We start from the raw sequence: 12,696 nt of genomic DNA, 5'->3' as shown, positions 1-12,696 counted from the left end.
AGAGAGGAGGCCCGCGCAGGCGGACCCCCAAGGCGCGGGGGGATTAGTTTCCGCGTCCACCTTTGCCGTGGCCTTCGCCGCCATGACCACCCTTGCCGCCTTTTCCTTCACCGCCGCGCTCAGGGCGGGCGGCTGCGGCTGCGTCGAACTCATCTTGGGTGATGTTGCCGTCCGAATCCGCATCAAGGCGCGAGAACATGCGCTCGGAACGATCCCCTGCCTTGGGGGTCATTTCGTCCGCGCTCAGAACGCCGTCGTCATTGGCATCGAGCCGTTCCAGCATCTTTGTCGCCATATCGGTCGAGCGTGCGGTCGCCTGCGCGGCAACCATCGCGGCGATTTCTTCGGCGCTCAGCGTGCCATCGCCATCGGTGTCGGCCGCTGCGAAACGGGCCGCAGGAATGGCTTCGATCTCGGCGAGCGTGACATTGCCGTCACCATCCGCGTCAAGTTCGGCAAAGCTCGGAGCCTGTGCCCCACCAAAGCCGCGCCCCATGTCTGCATAGGCGGCAGTGGTGCCCAGAGCGGCAAGAAGAGCGGCGAGAACGATTTGCTTTTTCATTTTTCTATCCTTTAACGAGGTCGTCGATTGGGTTCAGATCAGGCCCTCAACTGCCGTGATCGACTGTAATACGCCCCTCGCTTCCGCTTCCGTCGCGCCGCTGCGATTTTTTTCGCGCATTTTTGCCGAACGCCCCCCTAGGACAGAATGTCCTCTTTCTTTGTTCGGCCGAAAGTCGCATGTGTAGCGCGAACCGGAGATGCTGCATGATCCATACGACCGATATCACCACCGAAGAACGCTCGACCAAAACGGCCGTAATGCGTGGCTTGCGCCGCCGTTGCCCGAGCTGTGGCGAAGGCCCGATGTTTGCCGGCTATCTCAAGGTGAACGATCGTTGCCCTGCGTGCCGCGAAGAGCTGTCGCACCATCGTGCGGACGACGGTCCCGCCTATCTGACCATCCTCGTAGTCGGACACCTTATGGCGCCGCTGATCCATATCGTCTTTGTCCAGTTCCGTCCCGATCCGATGGTTATGGCGACGATCTTTACCGTTGGCTGTGTTGCGCTCTCGCTTTTCCTGCTACCAAGGCTCAAAGGGCTTGTGGTCGGCATTCAATGGGCCAAGCGCATGCATGGCTTCGGACGGTCCGAGGACTAAGCCCCTTTGAAACCATAAGGGACTTCTATGTCGGACACTCCAATTCGCGATGCAGCGACGCTTGTCGTCATCAAAGACCGCGACACCAATCCTTCGATCCTTATGGGGCAGCGAGGTGAAAACGCGGCTTTCATGCCCAGAAAGTTCGTTTTTCCGGGTGGGGCGGTCGATCCCGTGGATGCCACTGTTCCTGTGGCGGGCGCCTTGTCAGAAGTCTGCGCAGAGCGTCTTGCGATGCAGAGCGCCATGTTGCCTGCCGCCCTTGCCGCTGCCGCTATTCGTGAGTTGTTCGAGGAAACGGGGCTTGTTCTTGGCTCCAGAGAGACTTGGGAAGGCGCGCCCAAGGGCTGGCGCGGCTACGCAGCAACGGGCCATATCCCGAGTTTCGAGGGCCTTGAGTTCATCTTTCGCGCCGTGACACCCAAAGGTCGCCCCCGTCGTTTCGACGCCCGCTTTTTCCTCGTGGATGCGTCGCGGCTGTCCTCGGACCCCGATGATTTTTCCCGCGCCGAGGACGAGCTTTCACATCTTCAGTGGATACCGCTGTCGCAGGCGCGCAAGTTCGACCTTCCCTTCATCACCGAATGCGTGCTGGCCGAAGTCGCGGCGAACCTTGATCGCAAAGGCCCGCCGGTCTCGGTGCCGTTCTTTCGCAACAACGACGAGGCCAACACGATCGCACGTTTGGGTGGTCAAAGCCCGCTCGAGGCTTATTTCAACACCTCGAGCCGCGACAGATCGTAACCGTTATAGCCCAGAATATCCTTGGCCGCCTGTAAACGATCGGCCGAGATATCGGGGGTCCGGTTCAGGATCCAACCCGATTGACCGTTCGGCGCGCCGACCACGGCTGTGCGATAGTCCTGATCGACCCAGAGCACCCAATAGTCGGATTTAACAAAGGGAATGGACGGGAAGCTGACCTTGAGCCGTCCCGGCCCGACGATATCCGCTTTGCCCTTGATCGTGGAGCGCACGCTTCCGTCCGCATTGCGACAAGTGTTGAAGACGGAAATCGTGCCATCGCTATTTTGCCCGTAATCGGCGGTCACGCCGACGCAGTTCCGCTCGAAGGGCACAGGAAACCGCGCCACTTCGTGCCAAGTTCCCAAATACCGCTCGGGCAGGAAATTCGCCTGCGAGGAAATCGCAACGCTTTGGTCACGATAGCTCTCGAAGAGCCCGCCACCACAGGCGGCAAGCCCCAAGAACGCGGTCAATAGAATTGCCGCGCGCATCCTAGAATGGCATCGGGTGCGCTTTGTGCGCAGCCTCGATGTCCTTCAGAACGTCTTGACCAAGTTTCACATCTTTTCCTGCAAGGATACGCTCGAGCTGTGCGCTTGTTGTGGCACCGAAGATCGCCGAAATCGGGAAAGGCCGCGTATCCTGCCACGCCATTGCCATATGCACAGGATCAAGCCCGTGTTTGGCAGCGATATCGAGATAGGCCTGTGTCGCCGCGAAAACGCGGTCTGTCTTGCGCCCGCCGAGATCGCCATTGAGCGCAAGGCGGCTGCCTTCGGGCAACGCGCCGTTCTGGTATTTGCCGGTCAAAAGTCCACAGCCCAGCGGCGAGTAGGACGCAAGAAGCACGTCTTCATTCACCGCAACCTCGGCAAGATCGGTGTCATAGAGACGGCAGAGCAGCGAATATTCGTTCTGGATACTGGCCACGCGCGGCCCGCCGACCTGTTCGGCAACGTCGATCCAGCGCGTGGTGCCCCAAGCGCTTTCGTTCGAGAGACCAAAGGCGCGGATCTTGCCCGCACCGACGGCGCGCTGAAGTGCGGTCAGCACACCCGCCATATGATCAAGCGTTTTCTGACGATTGTTCGGCTTGGCGGCAAAGCCCCAGTTCTGGCGGAAATGATAGGACCCGCGCAGCGGCCAATGGAGTTGGTAAAGGTCGATGTAATCGGTCTGCAAACGACGCAGCGAGTCGTCGATGGCCTGTTCGATGTTCGACCCATCAAAGCTCCGACCGTCTCGGAAGAAACCGCCGTTCGGCCCCGATACCTTGGTGGCGAGGATATACTCGCCGCGACGCCCCGATTTGGCGATCCAATTGCCGATGGTTTCTTCGGTCATCCCGACCGTTTCCTTGGCCACCGGATTGACGGGATACATCTCGGCCGTATCGACGAAATTGATCCCTGCATCCAGAGCCATATCGAGTTGGCGGTCCGCGTCATCCTGTTTGGTATGGGTTCCAAAGGTCATCGTGCCGAGGCACCACTTGGTGACTTCGATCCCCGTGCGGCCAAGTGCAATCTTTTCCATGTCGCTCCCCTTATTTGCGGGCAAACCCTAGCCTTATCTTAGCCGAGGGCAAGGGGGGGGTGACTTTTTACCTCCCAAAGCGCTCGGGCTTTCCCAAGGCACTGGCCCTTTGGCCTTGGGCGCGTTAAACCGCTAGCAAATCTGATCAAGAGGCACGTATGGCACGCCATCTCATTACTTCGGCCATCCCCTACATCAACGGGATCAAACACCTTGGGAACCTCGTGGGAAGCCAGCTTCCCGCCGATCTCTTTGCGCGATACCAGCGCGGCCGTGGACACGAGGTCCTGTTCCTCTGCTCCACCGATGAACATGGCACGCCCGCCGAGCTTGCTGCTGCCAAAGCCGGCAAGCCCGTTGCCGAGTATTGCGCCGAAATGCATGAAGTGCAGGCAAGGATCGCCGAAGGCTTCCGTTTGTCCTTTGACCATTTCGGTCGCTCGTCCTCGCAGGAGAACCACAAGCTGACCCAGCATTTCGCAGGCCGTCTGGCCGAAGCGGGGCTGATTGCCGAGGTCAATGAAAAGCAGATGTATAGCCATGCGGACGGGCGTTATCTTCCCGACCGTTATATCGAAGGCACCTGCCCCAACTGCGGTTTCGACAGTGCGCGCGGCGATCAATGCGACAACTGCACAAAACAGCTTGATCCCGTGGACCTTATCAACCCGCATTCGACGATTTCGGGCTCGACCGACCTTGAAATGCGCGAGACCAAGCACCTCTATCTCCGCCAGACGCAGCTTCGCGGCCAGCTTGAGGAATGGATCGACAGCAAAACCGACTGGCCCGTCCTGACCACCTCCATCGCCAAGAAATGGCTGCGTGACGGCGACGGCCTTCAGGACCGCGGTATCACCCGCGACCTTGACTGGGGTGTGCCTGTGAAAAAGGGCGATCAGGATTGGCCTGGGATGGAAGGCAAAGTTTTCTATGTCTGGTTCGATGCGCCCATCGAATACATCGCCTGTTCGCAAGAATGGGTCGCAGCCGGCAAGGGCAGCGATTGGGAACGCTGGTGGCGCACCGACAAAGGCGCCGAGGACGTGACCTATACCCAGTTCATGGGCAAGGATAACGTGCCATTCCACACGCTTTCGTTCCCCTGCACGATCTTGGGGTCGGGCGAGCCGTGGAAGCTCGTCGATTACATCAAATCGTTCAACTATCTGAACTATGACGGTGGCCAATTCTCGACCTCGCGCGGACGCGGGGTGTTTATGGATCAGGCGCTTGAAATCCTTCCGTCCGACTATTGGCGTTGGTGGCTCCTCAGCCACGCCCCCGAAAGCTCGGACTCGGAATTCACTTGGGAGAACTTCCAGCAATCGGTGAACAAGGACCTTGCCGACGTGCTCGGCAACTTTGTCAGCCGCATCACCAAGTTCTGTCGCTCCAAATTCGGTGAAGAGGTTCCTGCCGGCGGCGCTTTCGGGGCCAAAGAAGCCGAGGTCATCTCTGCTCTTTCCGAGCGTCTGACCGCTTACCAAGGCTTTATGGATGCCATCGAAGTGCGCAAGGCGGCAGGCGAGCTGCGCGCCATCTGGGTGATCGGCAACGAATACCTTCAGGATGCCGCGCCGTGGTCCACCTTCAAGGAAGACCCCGAAACGGCCGCAATGCAGGTGCGGTTCGGCCTCAACCTCATCCGTCTTTATGCGATCCTCTCGGCCCCCTTCATCCCCGATGCCGCCGCGACCATGCTGGCCGCAATGAAGACCGAGGACAGCGCATGGCCCGACAGTGTGGAAACCGCTCTTTCCGCCCTGCAAGCGGGTCACGGATTCGAGGTTCCCGAGAACCTCTTCCGCAAGATCACGGACGATGAGCGCGAAGAATGGCAAGCGCGCTTCGCAGGAGTTCGCACTTAAAGAAAAACCCGCCGAAAGGCGGGTTTTTTGTTTCAGGTCAGGCCCAGCGCCACGGACGTGTAAAGGCACCAAGCGCCTTGACCACGTCATCATCGGTGGCTGTGCCCGTTTTCACGAGACAGGCCACAAGCCCGAGCTTCTTGTCTTCGATAACCTCGCCGACTTCGGCGGCGACATCCGCATTCGACAGAGCCGCATTATAGACACGGGTGATTGCAAGGCGGCGCAAATCGGGCTTGAATATCTTGCCGACTGCGGTTTTCGGCAGTTCGGGCAGAATCTCGATGTGCTTGGGAATGGCCGCGCGCTCGTGGATATTCTCGGCGGCATAGGCCAAAAGCTCGTCCTCGGTCACACTCGCGCCCGCGACCAATTCGACATAGGCGCAGGGGAGCTCGCCTGCATGGGCGTCGGGTTGACCGATCGCACCTGCAAAAGCAACGGCAGGATGACCTGCAAGGACCTCTTCGATATCGGCGGGATCGATGTTGTGGCCACCGCGAATGATCAAATCCTTGGCGCGGCCCGTGATCCAAAGATAGCCGTCCGCATCCAGTCGCCCAAGGTCGCCCGTGCGAAGATACTGCGTCTCGCTCTTGGGGCCGGGATAATAGAGTGATACGTTCTTGCTTTCGTCGGTATAGGTATGTCCGAGCGAAACACCGGGGTTCGAGACACAGATTTCCCCGACCTCGTCACAGCCCAGAACTTTCTGGGTTGCGGTATCGACGATCTGGACGTCGGTATAGGGGAAGGGAATCCCGATCGAGCCGACCTTTTTCTCACCGTCAGGCGGGTTAATCGAGACAAGACAGGTCGCCTCGGTGAGGCCATAGCCTTCGCAAATGGTGACGCCTGCGGCAGCCTCGAACCGCTTGTAAAGCTCGAGCGGCAAAGGCGCAGAGCCACAAAAGGCAAGACGGAGCGACGAAATATCGGCATTCACCGGTCTTTGCATCAGCGCCGACATGGCCGTCGGCACGGTGATCATAAATGTGGCCTTATACCGCTCGCAGAGCTTCCAGAAATTGTCGAATACCCCCTCGCCCCGATAGCCTTGGGGCGTCGGGATCACAAAATGCGCACCCGACGAAAGCGACGCACCAAGCGACACGATGGTTGCGAAAACGTGGAAGAGCGGCAGCGGACACATCTGCACGTCCTTCTCGGTAAAGAGAAGACGGGCTCCGAGCCAAGAGTTGTAGACGATGCCCGAGTAGCGGTGCTGCGCCACTTTGGGCAGACCCGTCGTTCCGCCCGTGTGGAAGAGCGCGGCAACGCGATCCTCAGTCGAAGGTGCGAATGAGAGCGACTTGGATTTGGTAGTCATCGTGCGATTGAAATCGACGACCTTGGCCTTGTGCGTCACCTTCACCTTGGGTCGGATGAGCGGCACGATCAGACGCTTGGCTCCTGTGAGGTAGCGCACCAGATCAACCTCGACCACTGCCTTGACATTCGGAGCAAGCGCGACCGCTTCGGCGGCCTTTTGTGCGACCTCGGTCTTGGGGAAGGCGCGCAGGGTGACTAGCACCTTGGCGTTGGTCTCGCGCATGATGCCCGCAATATGTTCGGCATCAAGAAGCGGGTTGATCGGGTTCACTTTGCCCGCGATCTGTCCGCCGATATAAGTGAGGATCGCTTCGGTGCAATTGGGAAGAAGATAGGCGACGGTATCATCCTCGCCCACACCGAGATCCCGCAGCATGTTCGCGGTCTGGCACACCTTTTCCTTGAGCTCGCGCCAGGTCAGCGTTTCCTTCTTGCTCGTCGGGTCGGAGAAAATCTGAAAGCTGGTTGCGTCGCGATCCGGAAACTTGTCGACGGTTTGACAAAGCAAGTCATACGTCGTCGTCGGCAACTCTCGGTTTTCCCAAGGCATTTCGGCAACGATAGCGTCACGATCCGCAACTGATGCGTAAGGCATAAGTAATCTCCCTTGCTGCCGCAGCGACTGCGGCTTTCTCCCTTTAGATCAAGATGGTGAATTACATCTAAAGGCGCAAGGATTACGCAGCGAAACGTCGTTATTCCGCTGCGAGACCTTCTGTAAACTGGAGTTTGGCCAGACGGGCGTAAAGCCCACCCTCGGCAACAAGCTGGTCATGCGTGCCTTGGGCAACAATACGGCCTTGATCGAACACGACGATGCGGTCGGCCTTTTTCACGGTGGCAAGACGGTGCGCCACGATCAGGGTCGTGCGATCCTGCGCCAGCTTGTCGACCGCCTGTTGCACCAAGCGTTCGCTTTCCGCATCAAGAGCGCTTGTCGCCTCGTCGAGCAAGAGGATGGGCGCATCGCGCAAAATCGCACGGGCGATCGCAATCCGTTGCTTTTGACCGCCCGAAAGCATCACCCCGCGTTCCCCCACGTAGGTATCATACCCATCGGGAAGGATCGAAAGGAAGTCATGCGCGGCAGCGGCCTTGGCTGCGGCTTCAACTTCAGCGTCGGTGGCTTCGGGGCGACCGAAACGGATGTTCTCGCGCGCGGTATCGGCAAAAATCACAGGGTCCTGCGGCACGAGCGCGATGCCTTTGCGGAACTCGGAGCGCGCGACCTCGCGAAGGTCCTGCCCACCGATGCGGATAGAACCTGCCTCGGGGTCATAGAACCGGAGCAAGAGCTGGATGATCGTCGACTTGCCCGCACCGCTCGGTCCGACAAGAGCAACCGTTTCACCCGGCGCAACCGTAAGGCTGATGTCGTCGAGCGCTGCCATATTCGGACGGCTCGGATAGTGGAAAGTCACGCGGTCGAACTCGATCTTGCCGCGGTTCATTGCGCCCACTGCTTCGGGAGCGGGTTGATCGGCGACGCTGTCCTCGGCGTTGAGAAGCTCGACAAGACGTTCTGTCGCTCCTGCCGCGCGCTGCAATTCGCTCCAGATTTCGGTCAGAGCACCGACGGCGCCTGCGACCATGATGGCATAGATCACGAACTGCACCTGCTCGCCGACCGTCATCGCGCCGACCGCAACATCGCGTGCACCGACCCAAAGCACACCGACAACACCCGAGAAGATCATGAAAATGATGATGAAGGTCAAAAGCGCCCGCGTTTTGATCCGCTGCAAGGCCACATCAAAACTTTTCTCGGTGACATCGTTGAACTTGGAACGCACCGATCCCTCTTGGGTAAAGGCCTGAACCGTTTGGACCGAAAGAAGCGCCTCGGAAGCGTTGCCAGAAGAAGCCGCGATCCAGTCCATATGCTCGCGGCTGCGTTTGCGCAGCTTGCGGCCGAGCACAACAATGGGAACGATGACCAGCGGCACGATCAACAGAACAAGACCGGTCAGCTTGGGCGAGGTCAGGAACAACAGGATCAGCCCGCCGAAAAACACAAGAACATTGCGAAGCGCGACAGAGACCGAAGAACCGATCACCGAGAGGATCAGCGTGGTATCGGTGGTGATGCGGCTGAGAACCTCGCCCGTCATGATCCGTTCGTAAAACGCAGGGGACATTGCGACCATGCGGTTGAAAACAGCCTCTCGGATGTCCGAAACAACGCGTTCGCCCAATCGGGTCACAAAATAATAGCGCAGCGCCGTGCCCAAAGCCAAAAGCGCAACGATCCCGATGGCAGCGCCGAAGTATTGGTTGAGCAGCGGGCTAAGACCGTCTTCGAAGTTATCGACCACACGCCGCGCCGCCAGAGGCAGCGTCAGAGAGATCATCGAGGTGACGACAAGAAACACCATCGCAAGGGCAATATTGCCCGCATAGGGTTTGAGAAAAGGCCAAAGCCCCTTGAGAGCGCCGATCTCTTTGGATTTCTCGCGCTCGTCTGCGTTGATACGTGTTGGGTCAGCCATTGCACCTTGCCGTCTTTATGTGTCACCGACACATAAGGAACGTGACACCTAAGCTCAAGCGCCGCGATGTCTCATCTTTGGGCGAGAGGGCACAAATCGCCTTCGAGGCGCCGTATCATGGTAACTTGGGGGATTTTGGAGCGGGTGACGGGAATCGAACCCGTATCATCAGCTTGGAAGGCTGAGGTCTTACCATTACACAACACCCGCGCTCTGGCTGGGATATAGTCCAACCTCGGCGACGGGTGCAAGCGGCTAATGCACATAAAGATGCCAAGTCTTGCCACATTAACGCCGAAATCGGGGAGTAGCGAAGGAGCAAGTGCCATTCCTTTGTGCTTGGCCAAGTGAATTGGAGATTTTATTGATGCGCCGCATTCTCGCTTCCGCTTTTGCCTTTGGACTCACAACATTACAGGTCCAAGCAGAAGAAACGAAAACAGTAGTTATCACCGGTTTGGGCTATTTTCCCGCCGTGACCTATGTCGTTCCAGGAGACAAGATCCGCTTTTACAACGGGTCTGATTCTGTCCAGTCGATCAAATCCGACGCCGCTCCCGAGGGATCGGGGCTCAACGCTTGGGAAGTCAGCGACATTGCGCCTGGGTCGGAATATACTGTGACCGCTGCTACGGGGTTCGTGCTTACCTATCACGACAAATACGACTCCTCGCGCTATGCGGCATTTTCCTTTGACGCGCCGCCGAACTAACCCTCGTCTTCCCACGGCTCGATCAATTCGGGTCCCTGCGCGCGGTTGGAGTTGATCGCGGTGCCGACACGGGTAAACCGAAGCCGTCCGACCTCGGTCGGCTTCATCAGAAGCGCCGCGCCCTTGCCCTCTTCGCCAAGCCATTTGGGCCAGTCCTTCGGTTCGAGAACAACCGGCAACCTGTCATGGATCGGCGCCATATCCGCGTTGGCGTCACAGGTCACGACGGCACAGGTCGAGACACGCTCACCGCCCTGCCCCCAGTCCTGCCAGATACCTGCAAAAACAATCGGGGTATTGTCGCTACGCGTCACATACCACGGCAGCGGCGTGGCACCCTTTTCCCGTTTCCATTCATAGAACCCGCTGGCCGCAATCAGGCACCGTCTTTGCCGACAGGCTTCGCGGAAGGCGGGCTTCTCGGCAATCGTTTCCGAGCGGGCATTGATCAAGAGCGGGCCATCGGTCGGAGTTTTGTACCAAGCAGGAATGAACCCCCAACGCATGGGACGAAGATGCCGAAGACCCGCGTCCGAGGTCACCACCGCGATCTCTTGGGTCGGACAAACATTATAATTCGGCCCAACGGGAAGTGAATTCGACGGGCTCGCCTGAAACATTTGGACCATGGCTTCGGTCGGCTCGGTGATGGAAAGACGGCCACACATCAGCGGCTATACGCCTTGCGCGACATTGCAATCCGCGCTTCCATCATCGACATTTCCTTCATGATCTCGCTGCGGCGCGTGCGATCACCCGTCTCCAAAAGCTCTTGGCGAAGCTTGGCCAGTTCGCGGCTGAGCGAGACGAATTCGGGCACGGCCCCATTTTCGGCAATCAGCCGATTGATCAGCTCGTTTTCGGGATCATCCGACCATCGGAGCGGCTTGCCCGCGCCTTCGAGATTGTCAAAGGCACCTTCCGCTTCGGCAGCGGCAATGCGGGCATTGATCAGATCGATAAGCGGATGGTCCATGTGTCCCTCGTCGGTATGACGCCGAGATTAACCTTTCGCTTCCTGTCCCGAAAGCCCCAAGCGGTGCGCGGCAAGCGCGGTGATCACCCCCACCAGAAAGTAGGGGTGATCAAAGGGGTTTTATTCGCCGACGATCTTGATGCGGCCATCGATGACAGGGGTATAGGGCGCCTGAGCTGCCAGATACTCGGCCGTCACATCGGCAAGATCGGGTCCGAAATCATAGGCGTTCTGGGCATCGCGGAACATCGCATATCCGTCACCGCCGTTGCGCACATAGTTGTTGGACACCACGCCATAGACCTTGGCCATGTCGATCGGTGCACCGCCCACCATCACGTCCGAAACCCGCTCGCCCGCGGGCTTGGCGGGATCAACGGTAAAGCTCATGCCCGCCACCTGAGGGAACCGGCCCGCGCCTTCTTCGATCTGCGACGCCCCGTTCTCGAGTGCTGCGACGATGGTTTCGCCCGTCACCTGAAACGTGGAGAGTGTGTTCTGGAACGGAAGAACTGTGAGAACTTCGCCCATGGTGACTTCACCTGCGTCGATCGACGCACGGATGCCGCCGCCGTTCTGGATGGCGATCTCGATGCCCTGATCCTTGACGCGGGCAAGCATGGCGTCCGCGATAGCGTTGCCCATAGAACATTCGCGCGCGCGGCAGTTTGCGCGGTCACCGTCCAATGCGTCCGAGGTGGCGGCCACAACCTTGTTGCGGATTTCCTCGAGCGGCTTGGCAAGTTCGGCAATACGCGCAACGGTCGGCTCGTCTTCGACCACTTGGCCGTCGATCAGGATGGGTTGCCCAGATGCCTCGATGATATTGCCCGCATCGTCAAAGGTGACGTTCAGCTCGCCCAAGAATTTGCCATAGGCATAGGCCGAGAGGATCGCGACCCCGTTGACCATCGTCGGATAGGGACCTTCCGCGCCTTCCATGTCGCCAAGAAGCGTGTTGGTGTGGCCGCCCACAATCACGTCAAGCCCCATGGTCCCTGCGGCGACCTTCTGGTCCATCGCATACCCTGCGTGCGAGAGCAGGACGATCTTGTTAACACCCTCGGCGGTCAGCTTGTCGATCTCGCCCTGAACCGCAGAAACGGAGTCGGTAAAGATCACGTTGGGTCCGGGGCTGGCAAGCTCGTCCGTGTCCTCGGGTGTAAGACCGATCAGACCGATCTTTTCGCCGCCCCGTTCGATCACTGCCGACTTTTGCAGAACGCCCGCAAGCGTCGGTTCGCCCGACACATCGGCATTCGACATCAGAACGGGAAAGCTCACCTTGTCCATAAAGCCGCGAAGCACCTCGGGGCCATCGTCGAATTCATGGTTCCCGACCGTCATGCCGTCATAGCCGAGCTTGTTCATGAACTCTGCCGCCATCGCGCCTTTGTAATAGGTGTAAAAGAGCGTGCCTTGGAACTGATCACCACCATCGACGAGAATGGTGTTGTTCGAGCGCGCCCGCGCCTCGGCAACCGACGTCACCAGACGCGCCGTCCCACCGAAACATTCGCCTGCAGCATTTGCTTCCGCGTTACAGGTGGAATCGAACTGGCTGATCGGTTCGAACCGCGCGTGAAAGTCATTGGTGTGAAGAATAGTGAGCGAATAATCCGCAAGAGCAGGACCCGCACATAGAGCAAGGGCACAGGTGGTGCCGAAAATTGTCGTTTTCATGATAATCCCCCAGGTTGGATGACGACAGAGTGAAATCCTTTGACCATCCAGTCAAAAAAATAATTCGATCTTTGTCTAATTCCCGAACGTCACAACCGTGCGACACGCGCGGCCCGCTCGCAGATTTCGCAGTTCGCAGCAAAACGAGGCAGCCCGCAAAGCCCCTTGACCCGCTGGCTGCCATTC

12 protein-coding genes and 1 tRNA gene are annotated in these 12,696 nt (G+C 58.7%); 4 read left to right on the top strand and 9 right to left on the bottom strand.

What is annotated here, in order from left to right; genetic code table 11:
- Positions 1–43: 43 nt before the first annotated feature.
- Positions 44–562: an EF-hand domain-containing protein gene (locus QQG91_RS03380; protein WP_285771576.1), complete on the bottom strand. Its 519-nt coding sequence runs from the start codon at positions 560–562 to the stop codon at positions 44–46.
- A gap of 206 nt (positions 563–768) precedes the next feature.
- Between QQG91_RS03380 and QQG91_RS03375 the strand changes: the two genes are divergently transcribed.
- Both QQG91_RS03375 and QQG91_RS03370 read left to right on the top strand, forming a co-directional pair.
- Entirely contained in the window at positions 769–1,164 is a 396-nt protein-coding gene (locus QQG91_RS03375; RefSeq protein WP_285771575.1) for a DUF983 domain-containing protein, read from the top strand.
- 27 nt (positions 1,165–1,191) lie between these two features.
- A complete protein-coding gene (locus tag QQG91_RS03370; RefSeq protein ID WP_285771574.1) occupies positions 1,192–1,908 on the top strand; it encodes an NUDIX hydrolase in 717 nt (238 codons plus the stop codon).
- Here the strand turns inward: QQG91_RS03370 and QQG91_RS03365 are convergent.
- Entirely contained in the window at positions 1,875–2,402 is a 528-nt protein-coding gene (locus tag QQG91_RS03365; protein ID WP_285771573.1) for a lipocalin family protein, read from the bottom strand. The two genes, QQG91_RS03370 and QQG91_RS03365, sit on opposite strands and share 34 nt — an antisense overlap.
- Before the next feature lies 1 nt (position 2,403).
- Complete coding sequence (locus QQG91_RS03360) at positions 2,404–3,447, bottom strand: aldo/keto reductase (RefSeq protein WP_285771572.1); 1,044 nt, start codon at positions 3,445–3,447, stop codon at positions 2,404–2,406.
- A 158-nt stretch (positions 3,448–3,605) separates the two neighbouring features.
- Here QQG91_RS03360 and metG point away from each other — a divergent pair, with 158 nt between their 5' ends.
- The gene (gene metG / locus QQG91_RS03355) at positions 3,606–5,318 is read left to right on the top strand and encodes a methionine--tRNA ligase (RefSeq protein ID WP_285771571.1); all 1,713 of its coding nucleotides are present in this window, start codon (positions 3,606–3,608) and stop codon (positions 5,316–5,318) included.
- Between the two features lie 37 nt (positions 5,319–5,355).
- Here the strand turns inward: metG and QQG91_RS03350 are convergent, their stop codons facing one another.
- The 3 genes from QQG91_RS03350 to QQG91_RS03340 form a co-directional block, all read right to left on the bottom strand.
- Positions 5,356–7,245: an acyl-CoA synthetase gene (locus QQG91_RS03350; RefSeq protein ID WP_285771570.1), complete on the bottom strand. Its 1,890-nt coding sequence runs from the start codon at positions 7,243–7,245 to the stop codon at positions 5,356–5,358.
- A 100-nt stretch (positions 7,246–7,345) separates the two neighbouring features.
- On the bottom strand, positions 7,346–9,139 hold the full coding sequence (locus tag QQG91_RS03345; RefSeq protein WP_285771569.1) for an ABC transporter transmembrane domain-containing protein: 1,794 nt from the start codon (positions 9,137–9,139) through the stop codon (positions 7,346–7,348).
- Between the two features lie 136 nt (positions 9,140–9,275).
- Positions 9,276–9,349: transfer RNA gene (locus QQG91_RS03340), tRNA-Gly, on the bottom strand.
- 157 nt (positions 9,350–9,506) lie between these two features.
- Between QQG91_RS03340 and QQG91_RS03335 the strand changes: the two genes are divergently transcribed.
- Positions 9,507–9,851 carry a cupredoxin domain-containing protein gene (locus QQG91_RS03335; protein ID WP_285771568.1) on the top strand — a complete coding sequence of 115 codons (345 nt, stop codon included), beginning with the start codon at positions 9,507–9,509 and terminating at the stop codon, positions 9,849–9,851.
- Here the strand turns inward: QQG91_RS03335 and QQG91_RS03330 are convergent.
- The 3 genes from QQG91_RS03330 to QQG91_RS03320 all read right to left on the bottom strand — a co-directional run bounded on the left by QQG91_RS03330 (position 9,848) and on the right by QQG91_RS03320 (position 12,510).
- The gene (locus tag QQG91_RS03330; protein ID WP_285771567.1) at positions 9,848–10,519 is read right to left on the bottom strand and encodes an SOS response-associated peptidase; all 672 of its coding nucleotides are present in this window, start codon (positions 10,517–10,519) and stop codon (positions 9,848–9,850) included. The genes QQG91_RS03335 and QQG91_RS03330 overlap by 4 nt on opposite strands.
- The gene (locus QQG91_RS03325; protein WP_285771566.1) at positions 10,519–10,827 is read right to left on the bottom strand and encodes a DnaJ family domain-containing protein; all 309 of its coding nucleotides are present in this window, start codon (positions 10,825–10,827) and stop codon (positions 10,519–10,521) included. The genes QQG91_RS03330 and QQG91_RS03325 overlap by 1 nt, the downstream gene beginning before the upstream one ends.
- 120 nt (positions 10,828–10,947) lie before the next feature.
- Positions 10,948–12,510 carry a bifunctional metallophosphatase/5'-nucleotidase gene (locus tag QQG91_RS03320; protein ID WP_285771565.1) on the bottom strand — a complete coding sequence of 521 codons (1,563 nt, stop codon included), beginning with the start codon at positions 12,508–12,510 and terminating at the stop codon, positions 10,948–10,950.
- Positions 12,511–12,696: the final 186 nt, after the last annotated feature.

The organism is Marivivens sp. LCG002 (assembly GCF_030264275.1).
GTDB lineage: Bacteria > Pseudomonadota > Alphaproteobacteria > Rhodobacterales > Rhodobacteraceae > Marivivens.
Note: the sequence above shows the minus strand (reverse complement) of the source record. Positions and strands in the feature narration are given on the sequence as shown.